Here is a 22,343-nt window from a genome sequence, read left to right as displayed (position 1 = left end):
CACGGATGACCACCCCTGATCAAACCGCCCCTGCCATGGGGGACCGAACCCCGGAGGACCTGTCTGCGGTCGTTCTGCCCCTGGCCGAACCCGCCGGGCCGGGGGTGGTCGTCCACCGCGACGTGATGATCCCGATGCGGGATGGTATCCACCTTGCCACGGATATCTTCCGCCCCGCGGATATGGGGGGCGGGCCGAACCCTGCCCCCCTGCCCGTGATCTTTGAACGCACCCCCTATGACAAGGCCGGCACCCCGCGCACCGAATTTTCGCTGGCCCGCCCGCAGCCCTACACCCGCACCGAACTTGCCTGCCGGCTGGTCGACGAAGGCTACGTGGTCATCTGGCAGGATTGCCGTGGCCGCTATGGCTCCGAAGGCAGTTTCACCAAGTACCTGAACGAGGCCGAAGATGGCTTTGATTCCATGGTCTGGATCGAGGCGCAGAGTTTCTGCAACGGTCGGATCGGCACCATGGGCCTTAGCTATGACGCCCATACGCAGATGGCGCTGGCCTGCCTGAACCCGCCGGGCCTGGCCTGCATGGCCGTGGATTCGGGCGGCTTTTCCAACGCCTTCACCTGCGGCATCCGCCAGGGCGGTGCGCTGGAAATGAAACAGGCCACCTGGGCCTACAACCGCGCGCTGGAGGCCCCCCTGGCCGCCGCCGATCCCGCCATCCTGCGTGCGATCCAGGCCGAGAACCTGTCCGACTGGATGTCGCGCACACCCTGGACGCGCGGGCGTTCGCCCGTCCGCTGGGACCCGGATTACGAAGGCTATCTGCTGGACCAGTGGCAGAACGGCACCTTCGGGCCCTTCTGGCAGAAGACCGGCATCTGGGCCGCCGGCTTTTACCACAGCTTCCCCCGCATCCCGATCATCCTGATGTCGAGCTGGTACGACGTCTATGTCCGCTCCACCCTGGAAAACTTTGCCGGGCTGAAGGGCGATGCGCAGCGACCCCTGACCCTGATCATGGGGCCCTGGACCCATGGCAACCGGTCCCGGCAGGTCTTTGGCGACGTGGATTTCGGCCTCCGCGCGACCTTTGACGGGCAAATCGACGACGACTGGCTCAGCTTCCGGCTGAAGTATTTCGACAAATGGCTGAAAGACGGCACGCAAAGCCCGCGTGACGCCCGTGTGCACCTGTTCGTCATGGGCGGCGGCAGCGGCGCCAGGACGCCCGAGGGCCGGCTGGATCATGGCGGCACCTGGATCGAGACCACCGACTGGCCGGTGCCGGAGGCCCGCCCCCTGCAGCTATATCCGTGCGCGGACATGAGCCTTGGGGACAGGGCGGACACAGGCGCGCTGACCTACCACTACGACCCCGCAGACCCGGTGCCGACCATCGGCGGTGCCCTGACTTCAGGCGAGCCGATCTTTACCGGCGGCCCCTTCGATCAGACCGAGGACAGCGCCTTTTACGGCTGTCGCAGCCCCGGCCTGCCGCTGATCGCGCGACGCGATGTCCTCAGCTTCCAGACCGCGCCGCTGGAACAGGATCTGGTGGTGGCGGGGCCGGTGACCCTGCGGCTGACCGTGTCCACCGATGCGCCGGACACGGATTTCACCGCCAAGCTGGTCGATGTTTATCCGCCCTCGCCCGATTATCCGCGCGGCTATGCGATGATCCTGACCGACGGTATTTTCCGGGTGCGCTATCGCAAGGGCTATGACGCACCCGAGCCAGTGACGGACGAAACCCCGTTCGACATCACGATAACGCCCTTTGCCACCGCCAACCGCTTTGCCAGGGGGCATCGGCTGCGGCTCGATATCTCGTCCTCGAATTTTCCGAAGTTCGACATCAACCCCAATACCGGCGACCCCGAGGGCACCGCGCGCGGCCATCGCGTGGCCCGCAACACGGTGCATCTGGGCGCGGGATCGGTCCTGGAACTGCAGGTCCTCGACTAAGGCGCGGCCGGGATCAGCGCGCCCTGCGCCAGCATCCCGGCGATGCGGTCTTCGGGCAGGCGTGCCAGCAGGTCGAGGATGCTCAGCCCCGGCACGAATTCCTGCCCGCCCTGATCATGGGGCGGGCAGACCGCCTGCAGAAAGCGCAGCCCGATCCCGGCGGCGCGGAAATCGGCAGCGTCGTAAAGCGCCCGGCCGCCGATCATGTTGACGTAGTCTGTCGCCCCGGCCGCCCGGCAGATCGCGATGACCCGGTCCTGCCCGCGCAGGTCCGGGGACAGAGCCAGATCCGAAACACGATGGATCGGCGTCTGCACCCCCAGCGCATCACAGCTGCGCTGCAGGGCAAATGCGGTCGTTTCGGTGAAATCGGGCGCATCATCGGCCTGCTCGATATGGCGCGCCAGGGCGGCGACAAGCCCCTGCGCGCGCGCGCGAAACGGCGCCCTTGCGTAGCCGTAGCGCAGACTGCGGTCGAGCCGCTGCAACGCCTGTTTCGCCTTCGGATGATAGCGGCGCCCATGGATCGGTGTGCCCTGCGGGGCGGCCATGACCGGCAGGGTAAACCGCATCCGCCGGCCGTCCTGCAACAGGTCGTTGCGGTTCATCCAGCCGTCCTTGATGAAGCTGACCGTATCCAGCAGCCAGAAGGCATCAACGCAATGCAGAAGCTGGAAATAGCCGAGATAGGGAAACAGGTAGGGCTGCATGATCGCGATCCGTGTCGCGCGGCCTGCCGTACGGATCACGCGCGCATGCGACCGGGATCATCCGGTCCCGAAGCGTTTCGCGCCTGATCTCCTGTGAGGTCCGCGTAAACCTGCGACCAGGCCTCGAAACGCTGCCGCTCTTCCGCGGGCAGGGCCTGATAGGCGGGTTTCTCCCAGGGTTCGCGCGCCTGCAAGGCCGTGCGCAGCGCTTCAAGATCCGCGTGATTGCCAAAAGGCCGCCCCACGGGACTGACCGGGTCATAGCCGAAAATCCCCAGATAGGCGGCGGCCTGCGCCTCGACATAGGCGATCTGGTCGGCGTCCAGATGATCGCGGAACTTGCCCGCGTTTCCCGTCATCAACGGTTTGCCCAGATTGGCCCACATGGAGGATCGCCCTGCATCGACCCGCGCCGACCGGCTGGTTTCGGAGAACCGCAGCATCTGTGGTGCGAATTCCAGCTCAAGATCCGCGCAGACCCGGCGCAATTCGGCCTCGGGTCGCGCCAGCAGATCCTCGTAGCGCAGAAAGGCCGCCGGCATATCCGTGGGCCGGGCCGCCAGCGCCGCCAGGAAACCACGCTGGTCGCTGGTCCAGCGGTCGGCAGCCCGCAATGCACCGCCGCGCATCACCGCGCCATTGATCCAGGACAGGGCCATGTCGCGCGGATCGCGCAGCATGAACAACAGGCGCGGCGTCCGGCTTTGCGCCAGGATCAGGGGCAGGAAATCATGGGCGGAGTTCTCCTTGATCAGCACGTGTCGACGCCCTGTGGCCGAGGCTTCGGCGGCGTAGAGGCGCGCGGCCATGCCTGCCGCGGACCCGGCCTTGCCCAGATCCGCCGCCAGCGCCGCATCCGAAAGCGTATCGATCTGCCAGCTGCTGACCTTGGCGCGGAACAGGGCCAGCGCCGCACGACGCAGCCCGTCGCGATCCGCACCGCCCGGCGCGGCGGCGACCCTTGCCAGAACGCGGAACAGATGCGCCGCCCCCGGTGCGCAGACCTCTGGGTGAGCGTCGAAGATCCGGGCGATCAGGTTACTGCCCGATCGTTCCGAACAGAGCAATATGATCGGCGCGTCCAGTAGGCGGCTCATCCCTTTGCCTCCTCATGTTTGTCCGGCCCTTCGGCCGATGCATCGGGGCCCCCCTGCCCGACCATCGCCGCGACCTGGGCGATGATCGCCTCGTTCGCCACCAGCCGCATTTCGGGCGCATGGGGCAGACAGAAGATGCGGGCAAACAGCGCCTCGGCATTCGGGGTTGCGACCCGGTCCGGGGCAACGGGTCGCAACGGGCGGTAATACTTGCGGATCGTCACCGGGCCGGACGCCGCCGACAGGTCCACGGGCCAGGGCGCGACAAAGGCTCCATGGGCACGGGGCGAGCGCACCGGCGCATTGCCGGGCAGCGGCTGAACCGGCAGGCCACTGTCGATCATCAGGGATTTCATCCGTCGTTCCTGCCAGCGATAGAACCGCGCCCAATAGGGCATCCTTTCCAGGCGATCAAAGATCGCGGCGGCGGCCAGATCGCTGATCTTGTAATTCCCTGCATGGCCACGCGGATCGGAACCGCCTTCACCGCCCTGGTCCGTGCTGCGGGCGGCGAAATTGGCCAGATCACGGGTCCGCCCCTCGTCCGCGCGGTCACAGATGACAAAGCCGCCTTCACCGACACCCCAGGGCTTGGTGTGGTGGGCCGAGATCGCCTCGGCCGGGGCATCGGGGGTGCGGGCGCTGGCGGGGCGGTCCAGCAGGCCGGTGGCATTATCGACAACGAAATGCTTGCCATGATCGCGGCAGAAGATGGCGACCTCGTCCCAGTCGGAATGCTGCGCGAAGATATTGGTATAGATGACCCCATCATAGTCCGACAACGGAAGCTGGCGCAGGGCGGCAAGGTCAAAGCGCCCCTCTGGCGTGCAATCAAGGATACGCGTTCCGGCCAACGGACCGATGGCGCAGGAAAAGAAATTGAACGCACTGGCAACCCAGCGCAGCCCGCCCTGGCCGGGGTTTTCGCGCAAGGCGCAGGCCAGGTGCAGCGCCGCCGTGCCGCTGCTGACCGCGACCACGCGACGATGCGCGGGCAGACCCGCGACCTGCGCCACGGCGCGTTCCAGCAGCGCGGCCACCGGGCCATTGTTGGCGTGGTGATTGGCAGCCACCGAGAGGGACAGCAGGTCCTCCAGCCGACGATGATCGTAGATCTTGTTCTCGATGAAGGGGATCGACCGGGCCGTACCGTGCAGATCGGGCATCGGGGCGGGCAGGTCGTCGCAGGAACGCGGGTCAGGCACCCCGGCGCGCCGCGCCAGCGCCACGAGATGCGGATCGCGCAGCCCCTCTGGCGGGTCATACATGGCAGCGAGCGCAGGGCTGGCAAGGCCCGCCTGCTGCAGGGACCGACCAAGCTGGCGCTGGCAGGCGCGGGTCCAGTTCAGCCGGGACACCGCCTGAGGATCGAAGGCCGCAAGCGCGCCACCGAAGTCGATGAACTGCAGGGATTCGAAGGCGGCATTGGCCTGCATCGCCAGCCAGCAGGTCATTGCCCCACCGGCGCTGGCGATGACGACAGGAGGCCGGGGGCTGCGCTGCCCGTCTTCCAGCGCAGCAAAAAGTTGATCCCGCATGTCCATGCGATGACGACGGGCCTGGGTTGGGTGCAACGACACGACATCAAGCCGACCGGGCTCAAGCCGGTCGATCAGCCCCGCGTTGCCCTCGCTGCCCAGGTAGATGACATGACGCCCGGTCAGCGCATCGACCAACTGCCGAATGCCGCCGGTGATCATGGCTGTCTTGATCTCGTGTCCCGTAAAGCCAAGCTGCGTGTTGCGCGTCAGGTGCGCCTTGGGCACAGCCCAGCGGATCAGGCCCTCGCAAACGGACCGGGGTTGCAACGGCGTGCCTTCGATCCGGTCCGAATATGGCCAGGGCGCAAGGCTGGGCACGACGTAAAGACGATCATCGAGCGGCCCCGGCCCCTGAAGCGCCGTCAAAAGGTCCGCGATCAGCCCGCCTTCAGCGAAATACGTCCCCGAAACGCCCAGCATGCGGTCGATTTCCGCCCCCGGATGGGCCGCGATCCGGTCCCGCACAAGCCCGGCCGCCTCCAACCGCGCCATCCGTTCCCAGAAACCGTGGTTCAGCTTGCAGAAGGCAAAGCTCTGACCCTCGACCACCCGATCCAGAATCATCCCGAAACCCGGTTGATCCCCGCTGATCTCGGGCATGGCGCGAAAGCCCATGAGGCCGGTCTGCGGCAGGCGCATTTCGGTTGGGGTCTCGACATTCTGCCCCTCTGCGACCCTGCGCAGAGCATTCCTGATGAAGCTCATAGAGACTGTTCCAGCCAGTTGCGCCCGTAGCGGCCCCCCGTATCGGACCCCTGGAACCTTTAGGAACCGTAAAGAAGCCCCCGAATGGTGCGCTTTCCCCGTCTCCGGTCGAAGATGGCAGGCGACAAGCCCGGCGCCCTTTGCAAAGGCCAGACTTCAGCAAAGGCCAATCCTGCGGCAGGCCCGGGCCAAATGCCGGTCTGCGGAGGCGTTGGCGGGGGACGTGCTTTCCGCCGGGCGGGGCGGTGGTCTAGGCTTTGGTCAGAGCCATGAAAGAGACCCCGATGAACGCCTCAGATCTTCCCGTCGCTGCCGAATGGTATGTCGCCACGCCGCTGTCCCCCGGTCTGACGCTGGTGACCGAACCGCATGTGCATCCGATCTTTTCCGCCAACATGTACCTGATCGAAGGGGAACGCCGCGATCTGATCATCGACAGCGGCATGGGGGTCGCGCCGCTGCGGCCCTTTGTCGACGGGTTGCGCGAGGATCCGACCAAGCCGCTGACCTGCCTGACGACCCATACCCATGTCGACCATTTCGGCGCTGTGCAGGAATTCGACAGCCGCCTTGTCCACGAGATCGAAGCCGAAGGCATGGCCAACCCGCCTGCCTATTCGCTGGATGCCGGCGCCTTGCCCGCGGACCTTGTCGCGGCCTTTGAAACAGCGGGCTACCCGCCGCTCTGGCCGCTGTTGATCGACGCCCTGCCCCATGCGGGCTACGACCCGGAAAGCTATGATTTCAAGGGCGCCACAGCCACCGGCACCCTGATCGAAGGCGATGTGATCGACCTTGGCGGCTGGCAGGCCGAGGTGCTGCATCTGCCCGGCCATTGCCCCGGCCAGATCGGGCTATGGCAGGCCGAAACGGGCCTGCTGTTCAGCGCCGATGCGATCTATGACGGGCCATTGCTGTGGCAGGGGGCGGGTTATGACGTGCCGGCCTATGCGGCCACGCTGCGCCGGTTGCGCGACCTGCCCGCAAGCCTCGTACACGGAGGCCATGACCCGGCTTTCGGGCGCGCGCGGATGATCGGGATCTGCGATGAATACCTGGACCTTTGGCAGGCGCAGGGGCTTATCTGACGGCCTCGCGATGCCAGACTTCGTCCCGCTCCACCCCGAAGAAATCCGCGCGTTTCAGGCGCAGCGGCCCGGCGACCAGATCCCCGCGCGCAAGGATCGCCTGCCCTTCGCGCAGCGGGTTGGTCGACAGGCTGACCACGCCTGCCGCGTCCTGCCAGATGCCATAGCTGTATTCCGCATCGAAAAAATCCGCCAGTTCGGTTTCAGGGCGCGCGCCGCCTTCCAACGCCTGGCGCAGCGACAGGCTGCCCGGCGCGTCGATCCGGCCGATCGCGAGCAGGAAATCGCACTCTCCCCAGGTGATGAGACAGGCGCGGCTCCCGTCCTGCCAGACCGCATGATCATAGGGGCCGGTGCCCTGCATCCCCCAGACCTCGCGATAGGCGCCCTCGGCGCCATCCTCGATCATGCGACCACCGGGGCCGGGGCGCAGGATGCCGATGTCGGGGGCCGCACCCGGGGGCGTGCCGTGAAAGGCGATCTGACGATGCCAGGTACAGCGCGCGCCCTTAAGCCGGGCCTGACCGGCGAAACCGAAGCCGTTCATCAGCTCCAGCAGCGCCTCGGCCCCCAGATCGGCCAGCGCGGTGGCCCCGCCCAGATCCGGGCGGGTAGAGGGGATGCGAATGTCGCAAAACCCCACCTCGGCCTGCAGCCAATGGACCCGCGTCGTGCGGTCCTCCATCCCCGGTCCGGTGATGCTTTCGCGTCGCCAGTGACCGGCGATGGAAAACCCGCTCATGCCGCCTCTTGCAGCGCGTGTATCTGCGCGATCACGGCCTCCGTGTCGATCACGGCACCGGTTTGCAGGTATTCCATCGCGGCCAGCGAGGCCTCATGCGCCTGCGGAGAGGTCCCGCCGACGCTGTCACCCACCACGCGACAGAAGTAGTCGTGCTGGTGCCCGTCGACGAAGGTGTAATGCACGCAGACATCGGTCATGCCGCCGATCAGGATCAGGGTCTGCGCCTTCAGCCCCTTCAGCAGGATTTCCAGATCGGTGCCGAAGAACGCCGAATAGCGCCGCTTGGGCACAAAGTAATCCTCGGGGCGCTGGCCGGTGATCTCGGCCGGCAGGGCAGTGCCGGGGTGGTCTTCGCGGCAATGGATGCCCTCGGCTCCGTCCAGCTCGCGCCCGTAGTCGATATTGTCGCGGCGGTGGATCTCCTGCACGAAGACCGTCGGCATGTCGACCGCCCGCGCGGCGGCGATGACCTTCAACGCGCGTTCCATGTTCTCGCGGTAGCCGGGCATGACCGGGATGCCCATCTTGGTATCCATGAAGGCCGAGGCCTGGATGTCGATGACCAGCAGGACGGTGTTGCCGACAAGGGTGGGCTGACGGGGCATGGGCAGTTCCTCTAGGTGCGGGATTGATCCGCACCCATCAGGCGCGGCAGGTCGCCGAAGCGCGCGACCAGTGAAAAGGCGGTGACGGAGACCGCGATGAAGGTGATCGCCGCCACCGCCATGGTCGGGGTGAAGCCGTTGCGCAGCGAATTGAAGATTTGCAGCGTCACGGTCGCGTAGGACGAGCTGGAGACGAAGAACATCACGATGAATTCGTTGAAGCTGAGCACCATGGCAAAGAAGAACCCCGAGATCGTGTAGGGGATCGTCTGCGGCAAGATGATGGTGCGAAAGGTAACCGCCTCGGTCGCGCCCATGGTGGCGGCGGCGTCCAGATGCGCCCGGTCGATGCTTTGCAACCCGATGGAGATGGTCACCAGCGGCAGCGCGGCAAACAGCGCCGCATGGCTCAGGATGCCGGCCCAGAGCGTCCCGAGCCCGATACTGAAGGCCCACATGAAGCCAAGCCCGACGCCGAAGACGATGGGCGGCACCGCAAAGGGCAGCGCCAACATGCCCGCGATGACCTTGGACAGGCCGCTGGCCTTCTTCCACAGGAAATAGGCCGCCGGCCAGGCAAAAAGCACCCCAAGCGCCGAAGAGCCCAGCGCGATGATCACCGAATTGCCCAGCGCCGTGCGCCAGATCGGTTCGGAGACGAAGAATTCGGTGAAACGGGACAGCGTGGGATCCTGCGGCGGGAACAGCATCGTGCGCCCGCCATTCAACGCCGAGGCCGCGACCACCAGGATCGGCAGCAACAGAACCAGCCCGCTGAGCGTCATGAAGATCCGCCCTGTCCAGGATAGTCGCATCACTTGCCCCCCGCCTTCGACAAGGTCTGGCCCGCGAACAGGAACAGCCCGGCGGTGATCAGCAGGATCACCGATTGCGCCGCCCCGAAGGGCGCGTTCAGGGTCGATCCGCGCACGGAATCATAGATCGACACCGCCAGCGTGTGCTGCGAGGGATCGGCAAAGACCGACACCGTGACATAGGTGCCCAGCAGGAAGACGAACAACAGCAGCGCAGCGCCAAACAGCGGCAGGCGGACCGACGGCAGCACCACCGTGCTGATCACCTTGCGGGGTCGCGCCCCCATGGTCCGCGCCGCTTCTATCAGTGCGGGATCAAGGCGCGACAGGGCCGGGTACAGCAGGATCACCGCATAGGGCCAGACGAGGTAGGACATGCAAAGCACCGTGGCAAAGCCCGAGGTCTTGAACTTGAAGGCCCGCGGGCTGGCCAGGCCGATGTCGCGGAACCACTGGAACCAGCCGAGATCCTTCATCAGCCCGGTAAAGCCGATCCCATCCAGCAAGGCGGGAAGGCCCGAACGCGCCGACAGCAAGATGTCCCAGCCCATGACGATAAAGACCTCGGACAGGGACAGCGACGACAGCAGCACCACCAGCCAGACGGTCTGACCCCGCTTGCCGAGCCGCGTCAGGTAATAGGTAAAGGGAAAGGCCAGCATCACCGCGACCAGTGACCCGATGGCGGCGAACCAAAGCGAATAGCCCAGCTTTTGCAGGTAGAGATCCTGAAAGGTCTCGGGCCAGGTCGCGCCCAGGAAAAAGCGTTTGTACTGGGTCGTCTCGAACCCGAAGGACCAGCCGCCGCCTTCGATCTTGTGCCCGAAGGAAATTGTCAGGACGAACAGGAAGGGCACGAGGCACAGCACCGCCAGCAGGGCCAGCATTCCCAGCTTGACCCCCAGCGCCGCTTCGCGCGGGCGGTCCGGTTCGGGAACCTGCGACAGGTCCGGTGCGGCGGCGCTCAGGCTCATGCGGCGGCCCCTGTTTGGGTGCTTTCGCGCGGGAAGGCATGCACATGCTCAGGCGGCAGAAAGATCGGCAGCCGGTCGCCCACGGCCAGCGGCGGCAGGCTTTCCCCGGCGCCGTATTCGACAATGAAATCCCCCACCGGGGTCGTCAGATAGAAATCCCGTGTCGAGCCGACATCGCGGATAAAGGTGATCTCGGCGGGCAATGTATTGGCCTTGCCCGCATGTTTGCCCTCGCTGTCGATCACCACGTTTTCGGGGCGCACCGCCAGCGTGACCCGCGAGCCGGAGGTAAAACCGCGCGCCTCCGGTGCCTCGATCATGAAATCGCCCAGCCGGTAGGCCCCGGATTCGGCCGTGGCCGCGAGGAAATTCGCCTTGCCGATGAAGGAGGCGACGAAACTGTTGGCAGGCTTGCCGTAGATCTGCTTGGGCGATCCGACCTGTTCGGCGCGCCCCTTGCTCATCACCACGATCTGGTCGGCCATGGTCATGGCTTCGCGCTGATCATGGGTGACGACGATGGTCGTTATCCCGACCCGCTGCTGCAACAGGCGCAATTCGACCTGCATGTCCTCGCGCAGCTTGGCGTCGAGCGCCGACATGGGTTCATCCAGCAGAAAGACCGAAGGTTCCTGCGCCAGCGCACGGGCGATGGCGACGCGCTGACGCTGACCACCGGACAGTTCTCCGATGCGGCGGTCGCCGTAGCCGGCCAGTTGCACGAGATCCAGAAGCTCGTCCGCGCGGGCCCGACGCCGGGGCTTTGCCAGCCCTTCGATGGCCAGCGAATAGGCGATGTTCTCGGCCACTCTCAGATGCGGGAAGAGGGCAAAGTTCTGGAACACCATGCCGAACTTGCGCTGATGGGCGGGGCGGGCGGTGATATCCTCGTCCCCCAGCAGGATCTGACCGCGCGACGGATCTTCCAGCCCCGCGATCATCCGCAACAGCGTGGTCTTGCCGCACCCCGACGGCCCCAGAAGGGCCGTCAGCTTGCCATGTGGAAAGGTCAGGTCGATCTTTTCCACCGCCCGAAAAGCGCCAAAGTCCTTGCGGATGGATTTCAGGACAAGGTCGGCCATGATCAGCCCTCGGCCAGCATGGCGTCCCAGGATTCCTGAATGAAGGTCTCGTTGTCGAGATAGGCCGAATAGGCGGGCCGGATCGAGGGGCTGCCCGAGACGGCGGCGAACTCTTCGTCCGTCAGGTCGGTGTCGGCCTGGGCCAGCAGCGGCGCGGTGCCGATCATGCGCGACATCACTGCCTGCACTTCGGGGGTCGAGGAATAATTGACGAATTCCGCCGCCTCGGCGCCCTTGTCGGACAGGCCCGACAAACACCAGGAGCCGTAGTCCTGCACGCAGCCCTCTTTCGGGAACATCGACAGGATCGGGAAGCCATCCGCCGCCATGATCCCGGCGACATCGTGGTAATAGGTGCCCGCCACCACGTCGAGGTTCTTCATCCCCTGTTCCATCTGGCTTTCCGCCGACCACCAGAGCGCCACGTTCGGCTTCAGCTCGCGGGCCTTGTCGATGATCGCCATGATGCCGTCGTTGGTGGCAAAGGTTTCCTCGCCGTCAAAGAAGGTCGCGGCGACGATATCCATGAAGCCGCCGTTGAACCGGCGCACGATCCCGAGGGATTGTTCAAACACCGAGGTGTCCCAGAAATCCGCCCAGCTTTCCGGCGCGTCGATTTCATCGGGGTTGATCACCATGGACGAGAACCAGGACATCGCCCCGACCCCCAGCACGCCGGCGCCATCCTCGTAGACGAAATAGGGGTCGAGCTTGTCCGCCGCGGGCACCATCGACATGTCCAGCGGGGACAACAGGCCCTCGGACCGGCTGGCCTTGATCAGCGTGTCGCGCCCGTATAGCGACAGGTCCGCCGGGACATTGCCCGCCATGGCCGCCTGCTGCATCGAAATCAGCCAGTCCGCCGAATTGGGCTGCGTGACGCTTTCCACGGTGATGCCCGTCGCCTCGGTGAAACCGGGATAGACATATTGCTTGAAGCTGTCCTCGAAATAGCCGCCGTATGAGCCGATCTTGAGCACCCGGTCCTGCGCGATCAGCGGCGAGGCAAGGCCCGAAGCCGCGGCCGCAGCAGCGCTGGTCTTGAGAAAGGTACGGCGGTTCAGGTTGGTCTTGATGGTCATGTCCTGGGGTTCCCTGTGATGATGCGGCCTTTGGCCTGCTTCTTGATGGCGATGGTCGGTTGGTGGGTGCCCGCCCGGTACGGGGGCTGGCAAAGGGGCGGGCTGGCGGAGGGCCTCGGCTGTCAGGCACGACCGCCCTGTTCATCGGCGGCGCAGCACCGGTGTCATCCCTGCGCGGGCTGGCGGGCTTCGCGTTTGAACGGGTTCTCATCCGGGATCTCGTAGTCCGGGACAAAGACCCCCTTTTCGCGCGCGTCGGCCATGTAGCGGAATCCCTTGGCCGTCATCCGCATCAGATGTTCCCCGGCGCGCATGGTCGGATACTTGGCCAGCGCCTCGGGCGTGCGGAACTTTTCCAGCGGCTCGACCACGGCGTGGTAATCCAGCCCGAAGAACAGCGGCATGGAATAGCGTTCCTTGCCCGAATTGATCACCCGGTGCTGGGTCGACTTGAACTGGCCCCCGGACCAGGTTTCGAAGATGTCACCGATATTGACGACGAAGGTGCCGGGGATCGGCGGGGCCTCGATCCAGACGTCATCGGCATTCATCACCTGCAGGCCGGGGCCGCCGGTGGCGAGGATGGTGAAACATTCGAAATCCGAATGCGCCCCGATCCCCATCATCTCCTTCGTGGCGGGCATGTCGTTGGCGATGTAATGCAGCAGGCGCAGCTGCGAACAGGGCGTGGTGATATGCTGGCGCAGCTCTTTCGGGTCGACGTCCAGTTCCAGCGCCAGCGTGTCCAGCAGCGTCAGCCCAAGGGCGAAGACCGCGTCGTAATAGCCCGAGACGGTCTGTTTCCAGCCGGGGATGTCGGGCCAGACGTTCGGGCCGGTCATGCGCCAGCCCGCGACATGGTCGGGGTGGTCTGCGGGGGCCTCGTAGGACATGTCCCAGGCCTCGTTGAAATTGATCGTCTTGGGGAAATCCCAGCCGTTTTCCTCGTAAGGGACATAGCCGCGATGATGATTGGTGAAGCCGCACCAGTTCTTCATCTTCTCGCTGCGGGTCATCTCGTGGAACTGGCGCGAGGCGGCAAAGGTCGCATCCACCTGTTCCTGCGGGATGCCGTGGTTGACGATGTAGAAGAAGCCCGATTCACGCGCCGCCTTGCCAAGCGCGGCGGCGACAGCGGCAGTGCCTTCCGGGGTGCCCTCGGCCAGCGGACCGAGGTCGATCACCGGCAGGGTGGCATCGTCGATGGTCAGCGCCTTCTGGTCTTCAGCAATTTCGCGTGCGGGTGCGGCCTGTTCCTTCAGATCTCGGGTCACGAACTTAACTCCTTTCGGGTTCTGGTCGTGGGGTCGTCCCCTGTCTCTGGATGGGTGCGTCAGCATTATCCGGGGTCGTCCCCGGCCATCGCCTTCTGAGGATAAGTCTTCACGCGCCGCGCGCACCTGTCGCCTGTCACGCGCGGGTCGGCACGAAAGCCGGAGAAAATGATGATTTTTTGATCCATGATCGGGGCGACCTGCCCAGCCATTGGTCAGCGAAACAGCAAAAAGGCCGGAATCCTGCGATCCCGGCCCTGTGCCTGACGCCTGTGGGCGCGGTGTCAGACGACGTTGCGCTCGCGATAGGTCTGAAGGAATCGCTGGATTCGCGGATCTTTCGGGGTTTCCCCGAAGATCTCGGCGGGGCGCGTCACCGTCACCAGCCTGCCCCCGTCAAGAAAGGCCACGCGATCGGCCACATGGGCGGCAAAGCCCATCTCGTGGGTGACGACGACCATGGTCATGCCCTCGGCGGCCATTTCCTTCATCGCCGACAGGACCTCGCCCACCAGTTCGGGATCCAGCGCCGAGGTCGGCTCGTCGAACAGCATCAGCCGGGGTTCCATCGCCACGGCGCGGGCGATGGCCACGCGCTGTTGCTGGCCGCCCGACAGGTTGGCGGGGAAATTGTACGCCTTGTCACCCAGCCCGACCTTCTGCAGCGCGGCGCGGGCCTTTTCGGCCGCCTTGGCGCGGGACAGGCCCTTTACCTGCATCAGCGCCTCGGTGACATTGCCGAGCGCGGTCATATGGGGCCAGAGGTTGAACTGCTGAAACACCATGCCGATGCCCTGCCGCTGACGGCGCAGCGCATTGGCCGCCAGCGCGCGGCGCGGCACCGCCCCGCCTTCGCGCCAGCCGATCAGTTCGCCTTCCAGACGGACCTCGCCGCTGTCATAGGGTTCAAGGAAGTTGAGGCAGCGCAGCAGCGTGCTCTTGCCCGACCCCGAGGGACCGATCAGGCAGAGCACCTCGTTGTGATGCACATCCAGGGTGATCTTCCGGAGGGCTTCGAAGTCGCCGAAGTTCTTGGACAGGTCACGGACGCTCAGCAGGGGGTCGGGGCCGGTATCCGGGGCGGTATCGGTCATGGAGCTTCCTTTCAGACGCGGCGCAGGTGGCGGGTGGCGCGGGCTTCGACCCAGGCGCCGAAGCGCGCGGTGACCGTGACCATCAGCCAGTAGAAGAGGGACAGCGCCAGAAGCGGTTCGACATAGGCGAAGGTCTCGGCCGTCATGGATTGCACCTCGAACAGCAGTTCGGGCACGGTGACGGTGGACAGGATCGCGGTTTCCTTGGTCAGGATGATGAAGAAGTTGGTCAGCGGCGCGGTGATCGGCACCAGCATCTGCGGCAGGGTGATGCGCAGCACGATGCGCCATTCGGCCATGCCGAGGCAGCGGGCCGCTTCGATCTGGCCCTGCGGAATGGCGTTGAAGCCCGACCGGAAGATTTCAGAGAAATAGGGCGAACCATAGATCACGAAGCTGAGGATACCCGCCTGGATCGGCGTCAGCAGCAACCCGACGTAAGGCCCGCCGTAGTACAGCAGGAACAGCTGGATCATGAAGGGCGTGCCACGGATCAGTTCGACATAGCCGTAGATCCCCCAGCGAACCGGCACCGGACCCCAGCGGTAGAGGCAGGCCAGCACGAAGCCCAGCACCACACCCCCCAGTGACCCGGCGATCCAGCACAGCACGGTGACGGCAAAGCCCTGCAACAACGCGGGCCCGTATTGCACGAAGAGGTCAAGCTCCATCACGTCACCTTCAGGCGTTTTTCGGCCAGCAGGCCAAGGCGCGAGATCACCAGATTGATGGCGAAATAGATCAATGCCGCGGTGATGTAGATTTCCAGCGGACGATAGGTCTGGCCGGTGATGTTCTGGGCCACGCGGGTCAACTCCCCGATGCCGACGACCGAGGCGAGGGACGAGACCTTCACCAGCAGGATCAGCTCGTTGATCAGCGAAGGCAGGCCGATGCGGATCGCCTGGGGCACCAGGATGCGGCGCCACAGGGCCAGGGGCGGGATGCCGATCGCCATGGCCGCCTCTTTCTGACCGGCGGGGATCGCCTGCAGCGCGCCGCGCAGGATCTCGGAGGAATAGGCCGCCGAACACAGCCCCACCGCCAGGATCGCCGCCGCCATGGCCGGCAGATCAAGGCCGGCGTAGGGCAGGACATAAAAGAACACCAGGATCTGCACCAGCAACGGCACGCCCCGGAAGAATGAGATATAGAGCGCGGCCAGCCGTGGCAGCACCCGTCCGGTGGAAATCCGCGCCGCACATATGCAGACGCCCCAGATCACCGAAATCGCCATCCCGGAAAGAGAGATGATCAGCGTCCAGCGCGCGGCGGCCAGCAGATAGGGCAGATTATGCCAGATCGTGTCGAAGGAAAAATTCACGGCAAGGCTCGTCCTTTGGGCGGGGCGTCATGCGATACCGGGAAACCCGGCGTCCCCACAAGCCCGCAAAGGGCAGGATCCGGCGGGCACGATGGCCCGCCGGTGGGGTCCTTACTGGACCTCGGGCATGGTCGTGGGCAGCTCGGGTGCTGCGCCCAGCCATTTTTCGTTGATCGCATCAAGGCTGCCGTCTTCGTGCATTTCCAGCAGGATTTCGTTGACCTTGGCGATCAGCGTCGTGGTCTCGTCGCCACCGGCGGCGACCCAGCCGAAGTACTTCGGATCGCCGAAGGGCGGCAGCACCAGTTCAAAGACACCGGGGCGCTGCACGGCGGCATAGCCCATCAGCGGCAGCGAATTCGCCACACCGCTCAGACGGCCGGCGGCCAGATCGGCCAGGGCTTCGTCGATATTGCCATATTCACGGACATCGGCAGGTGTTTCCAGCCCGTCGGAGAACGCCTGAAGCTGGGCCAGCTGGGCCGAGCCCTTCTGCGACCCGGCGGCCTTGCCGGCGATATCCTCGGGGGTCATGATGCTGTCGTCTCCGGCCTTCTTGGCCAGTGCGACGGTGGCATTGCCGATCGGCAGGGAGAAGTTGTAACGCTCCATCCGTTCGGCGGTCATGGTCACAGGGGCGATGACGAAGTCGAACTTGCCCGCTTCCAGACCCGGCAGGATGGATTGCCAGGGCAGGTCGAGATATTCGACTTCGACGCCCATCTTCTCGGACATGATGGCAAAGATGTCGGCGTCGATCCCGACGTACTTGCCGTCTTCGAGGATATCGAAAGGCGCATAATGCATCTCCGTCGCGACGGTGATCTTGCCTGCGTCCATGATGTCCGAAAGCACATCGGCCGAAGCGGCGGTTGCGGTCAGGCCAAGGCCTGCGGCGGCCAGAAGTCCCAGCAGCGTCTTGTTCATGTCGTGTCTCCTACTGTCGGTTGGGGGAGGTTTCTTGTTATGGGGATGATCCGCCCTTCCCGGACGTATGTTTGGCGGATCAGAGGATTCCGGGAAGATTCAATTGATGTTCGCGCGCACAGTCCAGCGCGATTTCGTATCCGGCATCCGCATGGCGCATGACTCCGGTCGCGGGGTCGTTCCAAAGCACACGGGCAAGGCGTTTGTCCGCCTCGGCGGTGCCATCGGCACAGATCACCATGCCCGAATGCTGGCTGAAGCCCATGCCGACACCGCCGCCATGATGCAGCGACACCCAGGTCGCGCCGCTGGCGGTGTTCAGCAGCGCATTCAGCAACGGCCAGTCCGATACCGCGTCCGAACCGTCCTTCATCGCCTCGGTTTCCCGGTTGGGCGATGCGACAGACCCGCTGTCGAGGTGATCGCGTCCGATGACGACCGGGGCCTTCAGCTCTCCGGTGCGAACCATTTCGTTGAAGGCAAGGCCAAGGCGATGGCGCTGACCAAGGCCGACCCAGCAGATCCGCGCCGGCAGGCCCTGAAACGCGATACGGTCGCGGGCCATGTCGAGCCATTTGTGCAGGTGGGGATCGTCGGGGATGATCTCCTTCACCTTCTGGTCGGTCTTGTAGATGTCCTCGGGGTCGCCGGACAGGGCGCACCAGCGGAACGGCCCGACACCACGGCAGAACAGCGGCCGGATATAGGCGGGCACGAAACCGGGGAAGGCAAAGGCGTTCTCGAACCCTTCGTCCAGCGCCACCTGCCGGATGTTGTTGCCGTAATCCAGCGTCGGCACACCGGCGTTCCAGAAATCGACCATCGCTTCGACATGTTCCCGCATGGAAGCGCGGGCGGCCTTTTCCACCGCCTTGGGGTCATTTTCCCTGCCATCACGCCACTGCGCCATGGTCCAGCCTTTCGGCAGGTAGCCGTTGATCGGATCATGGGCCGAGGTCTGGTCGGTCACGATATCGGGCCGCACACCGCGCCGCACCAGTTCGGGAAAGATGTCGGCGGCATTGCCGACCAGCCCGACGGATTTCGCCTCGCCGGCTTCGGTCCAGCGGCGGATCATCTCGAGCGCCTCGTCAAGATCGGTCGCCTTGGCGTCGACATAGCGGGTGCGCAGGCGGAAATCGATCCGGGTTTCGTCGCACTCCACGGCAAGGCAGCAGGCCCCGGCCATGACGGCCGCCAGCGGTTGCGCCCCGCCCATGCCGCCAAGGCCACCGGTCAGGATCCACTTGCCGGTCAGGTCGCCGCCGTAGTGCTGACGACCTGCTTCGGCGAAGGTCTCATAGGTGCCCTGCACGATGCCCTGCGTGCCGATGTAGATCCAGCTGCCGGCGGTCATCTGGCCGTACATGGCCAGACCCTTCTTGTCGAGTTCGTTGAAATGGTCCCAATTGGCCCAATGGGGCACCAGGTTGGAATTGGCGATCAGCACGCGGGGCGCGTCCTTGTGGGTCTGGAAAACACCGACGGGCTTGCCGGACTGGACCAGCAGCGTCTCGGTCTCGGTCAGATCCTTCAGCGCGGCGCAGATCCGGTCGAAGTCTTCCCAGGTGCGCGCCGCCCGGCCGATGCCGCCGTAAACCACCAGCTCATGCGGGTTCTCGGCCACGTCGGGGTGCAGGTTGTTCATCAGCATCCGCAGGGGGGCTTCGGTCAGCCAGCTTTTGGCATTCAGCTCGGTCCCCGTCGGCGCAAAGACATCACGAAGATTGTGGCGGCGGTCAGCCATGGGATTTTCCTTCTTCAAGGTGGGGCGCCAGCGCCTGCAATTGTTCCAGCATCGCCTGCAACACGGGACGCAGCCGCGCCGCCTTTTCGGTATCGTAGTCAAAGGGCGCGGCTTCCTGCGCCAGGTGGGTCTTTTGCGCCAGCTCCAGCTGGATGGCATGGACGCCGGTACCCGGCTGGCCGTAATGCCGGGTCGTCCAGCCGCCCTTGAAGCGCCCGTTCACCACGCCCGAGAACCCTTCCGCCTTGCGCATTACCAAGGTCACGGCCTCCTGCAGCGGCGCGGCACAGCTTTTGCCGTCGTTGGTGCCAAGGTTCAGATCCGGCAGCACCCCGTCGAAAAGGAAGGCGATCTCTGACCGGATCGAATGGCAGTCGAACAGGATCGCCACGCCGTGTTTCGCCAGCGCCCTGTCGATCAGCCCCCGGAGGGCGGCGTGATAGGGGGCGTGCCAGGCGTGCAGCCGCGCGGTGATTTCATCCGCATCCGGTTCCTGACCGGGCAGGTAGATCGGCGCGCCCTCGAAATCGGTGGTCGGGCAAAGGCCGGTGGTGTTCTGGCCGGGATAAAGGCTGACACCTTCGGGATCGCGGTTGGCGTCGATCACGTAGCGATGGAAATTCGCCCGCGCCCAGGACACGCCGGGCAGCAGGTCACGATAAAGCCTGTCGACGTGCCAGTCCGTGTCGGCCAGCGCCGCGCCGGTGGGATTGAACCGGGCCAGGATGTCGTCTGGCACATGGGTTCCGCAATGCGGCAGGCCCAGCACCAGCGGGCCATCGCCCGCGAAACTGTCAACGGGCCGCATCGTGGTCCCCCAGTGTCATGAGCGGGGCAGAGCTGACGCTGGCGGTCAGCGCGCCGCTGGCGACCATCTCCGCCGCCTTTTCGATATCCGGCGCCAGATAGCGGTCAACCTCTAGCGGGGGCACGGTCGCGCGCAGCCCGGCGATGGCGGCCTGCAGGGTCGCGCTGGTCTTCAGCGGCGCACGGCATTCGATCCCGAGCGCCCCGCACAGCAGTTCGACCCCGAGGATATGCGACAGGTTGGCGACCATCCGATGCAGCCGCCGCGCCCCATGGGCGGCCATGGACACGTGGTCTTCCTGGTTGGCGCTGGTCGGGGTGGAATCGGTGGAACAGGGGTTGGCGAGATGCTTGTTCTCGCTCATCAGCGCGGCGGTCGTGACCTCGGCGATCATGAAACCCGAATTCAGGCCAGGATCCTTGGCCAGGAACGGCGGCAGATCGAAGCTCAGCGTCGGGTCCACCATCAGTGCCACGCGGCGCTGCGCGATGGCGCCGATCTCGGCCAGGGCCAGGGCGATCTGATCGGCGGCAAAGGCCACCGGCTCGGCATGGAAATTCCCGCCCGAGACGATGCGCCCTTCGTCCACCAGCACCAGCGGGTTGTCGGTGGCGGCATTCGCCTCGATCTCAAGCGTGCGGGCAGCCATGCGCAACAAGTCGATACAGGCGCCGGCGACCTGCGGCTGGCAGCGGATGCAATAGGGGTCCTGCACGCGGCTGTCGCCGTCGCGGTGGCTTTCGCGGATCTCGGAGCCCTCCATCAGGCCACGCATGGCGGCTGCGACCTCGATCTGGCCACGATGGCCGCGCAGGGCATGGATTTCGGCCAGCAGCGGCGCGGTCGAGCCCATGATTGCATCCGTGGAAAGGCTGGCGGTGACAAGGCAGGCCTCGGCCAGACGCCAGCCGTCGAACAGCGCGCCAAGCGCCTGGGCGGTGGAAAACTGCGTGCCGTTGATCAGGCCAAGCCCCTCTTTCGGGCCAAGCACCACCGGCGTCAGACCGGCCTTTTGCAGCGCCTCCGCGCCGGGCATCCGGGCGCCGTCCAGCACGGCTTCGCCTTCGCCGATCATCACGGCGGCCATATGCGCAAGGGGGGCAAGGTCGCCGCTGGCGCCGACAGACCCCTGCGCCGGGATCACCGGCATCAGGTCAGCGGCCAGCATGCCCTCGATCAGTTCCATCACCTGCCAGCGCACGCCCGAGGCCCCGCGCCCCAGCGACAGCAGCTTCAGGGCCATCATCAGGCGGGTGACCGGGACGGGCGTCGCCGCACCCACGCCGGAACAATGAGACAGGATCAGGTTGCGTTGCAGGGTCTCGGTGTCTTCGGGCGCGATCTTGACCGAGGCAAGCTTGCCGAAACCCGTGTTGACGCCATAGACGGCCTCGGCCCCTTGTGCGGCGCGTCGAACGGCCTCTGTCGCGGCGTCGATGGCGGGCCTGGCGGCCCGGTCGATGCGGACCGGCCCGGTCCCGCGATAGATCGCCTCGAGCTGGGCCAGATCGGTGGCTCCGGGGGTAAGATCCTTCATACGCAGCCTCCTGAAATGCGCTGGTAGAGCGGGTTGAACCCGATGCGATAGGCCAGTTCGGCGGGTTCGGACACATCCCAGATGGCAAGATCAGCGCGCATCCCGGCCCGCAGCACGCCGCGATCTGTCAGTCCGAGGGCCCGCGCGGCATTGCGGGTCGTCCCGGCAAGCGCCTCGTCCGGGGTGAGGCGGAACAGGGTGCAGCCCATGTTGAGCGTCAGCAGCAGCGAAGCCAGAGGCGAGGAGCCGGGATTGCAATCGGTCGCCAGTGCGATCGGCACGCCGGCGGCGCGCAACAGGTCGACCGGGGGCGCCTGGGTTTCGCGCAGGGTATAGAAGGCGCCGGGCAGCAGCACCGCGACGGTGCCCGCCCCGGCCATGGCCTGCACCCCGGCCGCGTCGAGGTATTCGATATGATCCGCCGACAGCGCGCCATGGCTTGCGGCAAGCGCCGCGCCGCCAAGGTTGGACAATTGTTCGGCATGCAGCTTGACCGGCAGGCCCAGTGCGTGAGCTACGTCAAAGACCCGCGCGATCTGGTCGGGGGAAAAGGCGATGCCTTCGCAGAACCCGTCCACCGCATCGACAAGGCCTGCGTCGTGGGCGCGGCGCAGGGCCGGCAGGCAGACCTCATCCAGATAGGCATCGGTCCGGCCCTTGTAGTCTTCGGGCACCGCATGCGCCCCGAGAAAGCTGGTACAGATGGTGATCGGGCGCATTTCGCCGATCTGGCGGGCCACGCGCAGCATCCGCAACTCGGTCTCGACATCCAGCCCGTAGCCAGACTTGATTTCCAGACTGGTGACACCCTCGGCGATCAGCGCATCGACGCGGGGCAGCGCATCGGCCAGCAGGGTGGCCTCGTCTGCCGCGCGGGTCGCCCGCACGGTCGACACGATGCCACCGCCGGCGCGCGCGACCTCTTCATAACTCGCCCCCTGAAGCCGCAGTTCGAATTCCTTTGCGCGGTTGCCGCCAAAGACGACATGACTGTGGCAATCGATCAGGCCGGGGGTCACGAGCCGCCCGCCAAGGTCTTCGCGGGGCGCGTCGCTGTCGGGCAGATCCGATTGCGCGCCGCACCACAGGATGCGGTCGCCGTCGAGAATCAGCGCGCCATCGGGGATCAGGCCATAGGGCGCGCCATCTGCCTCCATCGTCGCCAGTCGGGCGTTGGTGAATATGCGTTGGGGCACGAAAACCTCGGGGTCAGGACTGTTGGGACTTGATTAAGTCACGGTATTTGAAATTATGCATGGACAT

20 protein-coding genes are annotated in these 22,343 nt (G+C 65.5%); 2 read left to right on the top strand and 18 right to left on the bottom strand.

Annotated elements, in window-relative coordinates:
• Positions 1 to 5: 5 nt before the first annotated feature.
• Positions 6 to 1,925, top strand: coding sequence for a CocE/NonD family hydrolase (locus PSAL_RS14680; RefSeq protein ID WP_231388530.1), 1,920 nt, complete (start codon positions 6 to 8; stop codon positions 1,923 to 1,925).
• Here the strand turns inward: PSAL_RS14680 and PSAL_RS14675 are convergent.
• The 3 genes from PSAL_RS14675 to PSAL_RS14665 are packed head-to-tail and all read right to left on the bottom strand — an operon-like array spanning position 1,922 to position 5,978.
• The gene (locus tag PSAL_RS14675; RefSeq protein ID WP_119839312.1) at positions 1,922 to 2,674 is read right to left on the bottom strand and encodes a WbqC family protein; all 753 of its coding nucleotides are present in this window, start codon (positions 2,672 to 2,674) and stop codon (positions 1,922 to 1,924) included. The two genes, PSAL_RS14680 and PSAL_RS14675, sit on opposite strands and share 4 nt — an antisense overlap.
• Positions 2,671 to 3,732 carry a sulfotransferase family protein gene (locus PSAL_RS14670; protein ID WP_119839311.1) on the bottom strand — a complete coding sequence of 354 codons (1,062 nt, stop codon included), beginning with the start codon at positions 3,730 to 3,732 and terminating at the stop codon, positions 2,671 to 2,673. Before PSAL_RS14670 ends, PSAL_RS14675 begins: the two co-directional genes overlap by 4 nt.
• Positions 3,729 to 5,978 (bottom strand): DegT/DnrJ/EryC1/StrS family aminotransferase, encoded by a 2,250-nt coding sequence (locus PSAL_RS14665; RefSeq protein ID WP_119839310.1) that lies wholly within the window; start codon positions 5,976 to 5,978, stop codon positions 3,729 to 3,731. The genes PSAL_RS14670 and PSAL_RS14665 overlap by 4 nt, the downstream gene beginning before the upstream one ends.
• A gap of 284 nt (positions 5,979 to 6,262) precedes the next feature.
• On the opposite strand from PSAL_RS14665, the gene PSAL_RS14660 reads away from it, so the two are divergent.
• A complete protein-coding gene (locus PSAL_RS14660) occupies positions 6,263 to 7,066 on the top strand; it encodes an MBL fold metallo-hydrolase (RefSeq protein ID WP_119839309.1) in 804 nt (267 codons plus the stop codon).
• Here PSAL_RS14660 and PSAL_RS14655 read toward each other — a convergent pair.
• The 15 genes from PSAL_RS14655 to hutI form a co-directional block, all read right to left on the bottom strand.
• Positions 7,059 to 7,808 (bottom strand): hypothetical protein, encoded by a 750-nt coding sequence (locus tag PSAL_RS14655; protein WP_119839308.1) that lies wholly within the window; start codon positions 7,806 to 7,808, stop codon positions 7,059 to 7,061. The two genes, PSAL_RS14660 and PSAL_RS14655, sit on opposite strands and share 8 nt — an antisense overlap.
• Complete coding sequence (locus tag PSAL_RS14650) at positions 7,805 to 8,416, bottom strand: cysteine hydrolase family protein (protein WP_119839307.1); 612 nt, start codon at positions 8,414 to 8,416, stop codon at positions 7,805 to 7,807. Before PSAL_RS14650 ends, PSAL_RS14655 begins: the two co-directional genes overlap by 4 nt.
• Before the next feature lie 11 nt (positions 8,417 to 8,427).
• Positions 8,428 to 9,231, bottom strand: coding sequence for an ABC transporter permease (locus PSAL_RS14645; RefSeq protein WP_119839306.1), 804 nt, complete (start codon positions 9,229 to 9,231; stop codon positions 8,428 to 8,430).
• A complete protein-coding gene (locus PSAL_RS14640; RefSeq protein ID WP_119839305.1) occupies positions 9,231 to 10,205 on the bottom strand; it encodes an ABC transporter permease in 975 nt (324 codons plus the stop codon). Before PSAL_RS14640 ends, PSAL_RS14645 begins: the two co-directional genes overlap by 1 nt.
• Positions 10,202 to 11,287, bottom strand: coding sequence for an ABC transporter ATP-binding protein (locus tag PSAL_RS14635; RefSeq protein WP_119839304.1), 1,086 nt, complete (start codon positions 11,285 to 11,287; stop codon positions 10,202 to 10,204). Before PSAL_RS14635 ends, PSAL_RS14640 begins: the two co-directional genes overlap by 4 nt.
• 2 nt (positions 11,288 to 11,289) lie before the next feature.
• The gene (locus tag PSAL_RS14630) at positions 11,290 to 12,369 is read right to left on the bottom strand and encodes an ABC transporter substrate-binding protein (protein ID WP_119839444.1); all 1,080 of its coding nucleotides are present in this window, start codon (positions 12,367 to 12,369) and stop codon (positions 11,290 to 11,292) included.
• Between the two features lie 164 nt (positions 12,370 to 12,533).
• Positions 12,534 to 13,643 (bottom strand): isopenicillin N synthase family dioxygenase, encoded by a 1,110-nt coding sequence (locus PSAL_RS14625; RefSeq protein ID WP_196222792.1) that lies wholly within the window; start codon positions 13,641 to 13,643, stop codon positions 12,534 to 12,536.
• 284 nt (positions 13,644 to 13,927) lie between these two features.
• Entirely contained in the window at positions 13,928 to 14,737 is an 810-nt protein-coding gene (locus tag PSAL_RS14620; protein ID WP_119839302.1) for an amino acid ABC transporter ATP-binding protein, read from the bottom strand.
• An 11-nt stretch (positions 14,738 to 14,748) separates the two neighbouring features.
• Positions 14,749 to 15,408 carry an amino acid ABC transporter permease gene (locus PSAL_RS14615; RefSeq protein WP_119839301.1) on the bottom strand — a complete coding sequence of 220 codons (660 nt, stop codon included), beginning with the start codon at positions 15,406 to 15,408 and terminating at the stop codon, positions 14,749 to 14,751.
• The gene (locus PSAL_RS14610; protein ID WP_231388529.1) at positions 15,408 to 16,061 is read right to left on the bottom strand and encodes an amino acid ABC transporter permease; all 654 of its coding nucleotides are present in this window, start codon (positions 16,059 to 16,061) and stop codon (positions 15,408 to 15,410) included. The genes PSAL_RS14615 and PSAL_RS14610 overlap by 1 nt, the downstream gene beginning before the upstream one ends.
• A 111-nt stretch (positions 16,062 to 16,172) precedes the next feature.
• On the bottom strand, positions 16,173 to 16,988 hold the full coding sequence (locus tag PSAL_RS14605; protein WP_119839300.1) for a transporter substrate-binding domain-containing protein: 816 nt from the start codon (positions 16,986 to 16,988) through the stop codon (positions 16,173 to 16,175).
• A 79-nt stretch (positions 16,989 to 17,067) separates the two neighbouring features.
• Positions 17,068 to 18,735 (bottom strand): urocanate hydratase, encoded by a 1,668-nt coding sequence (hutU, locus tag PSAL_RS14600; protein WP_119839299.1) that lies wholly within the window; start codon positions 18,733 to 18,735, stop codon positions 17,068 to 17,070.
• On the bottom strand, positions 18,728 to 19,543 hold the full coding sequence (gene hutG / locus PSAL_RS14595; protein WP_119839298.1) for an N-formylglutamate deformylase: 816 nt from the start codon (positions 19,541 to 19,543) through the stop codon (positions 18,728 to 18,730). The genes hutU and hutG overlap by 8 nt, the downstream gene beginning before the upstream one ends.
• A complete protein-coding gene (gene hutH, locus PSAL_RS14590) occupies positions 19,530 to 21,080 on the bottom strand; it encodes a histidine ammonia-lyase (RefSeq protein WP_119839297.1) in 1,551 nt (516 codons plus the stop codon). The genes hutG and hutH overlap by 14 nt, the downstream gene beginning before the upstream one ends.
• Positions 21,077 to 22,237 carry an imidazolonepropionase gene (gene hutI, locus PSAL_RS14585; RefSeq protein WP_231388700.1) on the bottom strand — a complete coding sequence of 387 codons (1,161 nt, stop codon included), beginning with the start codon at positions 22,235 to 22,237 and terminating at the stop codon, positions 21,077 to 21,079. Before hutI ends, hutH begins: the two co-directional genes overlap by 4 nt.
• Positions 22,238 to 22,343: the final 106 nt, after the last annotated feature.

Source organism: Pseudooceanicola algae, from assembly GCF_003590145.2.
GTDB classification, from domain to species: Bacteria; Pseudomonadota; Alphaproteobacteria; order Rhodobacterales; family Rhodobacteraceae; genus Pseudooceanicola; species Pseudooceanicola algae.
This window is presented reverse-complemented; position numbering and strand designations above follow the sequence as displayed.

What these genes read in the sequence shown, in the direction of transcription:
- hutU (WP_119839299.1), bottom strand. Translation starts at nt 18,735, where the DNA reads ATGGCTGACCGCCGCCACAATCTTCGTGATGTCTTTGCGCCGACGGGG.
- PSAL_RS14620 (WP_119839302.1), bottom strand. Translation starts at nt 14,737, where the DNA reads ATGACCGATACCGCCCCGGATACCGGCCCCGACCCCCTGCTGAGCGTC.
- PSAL_RS14615 (WP_119839301.1), bottom strand. Translation starts at nt 15,408, where the DNA reads ATGGAGCTTGACCTCTTCGTGCAATACGGGCCCGCGTTGTTGCAGGGC.
- PSAL_RS14645 (WP_119839306.1), bottom strand. Translation starts at nt 9,231, where the DNA reads ATGCGACTATCCTGGACAGGGCGGATCTTCATGACGCTCAGCGGGCTG.
- PSAL_RS14665 (WP_119839310.1), bottom strand. Translation starts at nt 5,978, where the DNA reads ATGAGCTTCATCAGGAATGCTCTGCGCAGGGTCGCAGAGGGGCAGAAT.
- PSAL_RS14650 (WP_119839307.1), bottom strand. Translation starts at nt 8,416, where the DNA reads ATGCCCCGTCAGCCCACCCTTGTCGGCAACACCGTCCTGCTGGTCATC.
- PSAL_RS14630 (WP_119839444.1), bottom strand. Translation starts at nt 12,369, where the DNA reads ATGACCATCAAGACCAACCTGAACCGCCGTACCTTTCTCAAGACCAGC.
- PSAL_RS14670 (WP_119839311.1), bottom strand. Translation starts at nt 3,732, where the DNA reads ATGAGCCGCCTACTGGACGCGCCGATCATATTGCTCTGTTCGGAACGA.
- PSAL_RS14655 (WP_119839308.1), bottom strand. Translation starts at nt 7,808, where the DNA reads ATGAGCGGGTTTTCCATCGCCGGTCACTGGCGACGCGAAAGCATCACC.
- PSAL_RS14605 (WP_119839300.1), bottom strand. Translation starts at nt 16,988, where the DNA reads ATGAACAAGACGCTGCTGGGACTTCTGGCCGCCGCAGGCCTTGGCCTG.
- PSAL_RS14635 (WP_119839304.1), bottom strand. Translation starts at nt 11,287, where the DNA reads ATGGCCGACCTTGTCCTGAAATCCATCCGCAAGGACTTTGGCGCTTTT.
- PSAL_RS14640 (WP_119839305.1), bottom strand. Translation starts at nt 10,205, where the DNA reads ATGAGCCTGAGCGCCGCCGCACCGGACCTGTCGCAGGTTCCCGAACCG.
- hutH (WP_119839297.1), bottom strand. Translation starts at nt 21,080, where the DNA reads ATGAAGGATCTTACCCCCGGAGCCACCGATCTGGCCCAGCTCGAGGCG.
- hutG (WP_119839298.1), bottom strand. Translation starts at nt 19,543, where the DNA reads ATGCGGCCCGTTGACAGTTTCGCGGGCGATGGCCCGCTGGTGCTGGGC.
- hutI (WP_231388700.1), bottom strand. Translation starts at nt 22,237, where the DNA reads ATGGAGGCAGATGGCGCGCCCTATGGCCTGATCCCCGATGGCGCGCTG.
- PSAL_RS14680 (WP_231388530.1), top strand. Translation starts at nt 6, where the DNA reads ATGACCACCCCTGATCAAACCGCCCCTGCCATGGGGGACCGAACCCCG.
- PSAL_RS14660 (WP_119839309.1), top strand. Translation starts at nt 6,263, where the DNA reads ATGAACGCCTCAGATCTTCCCGTCGCTGCCGAATGGTATGTCGCCACG.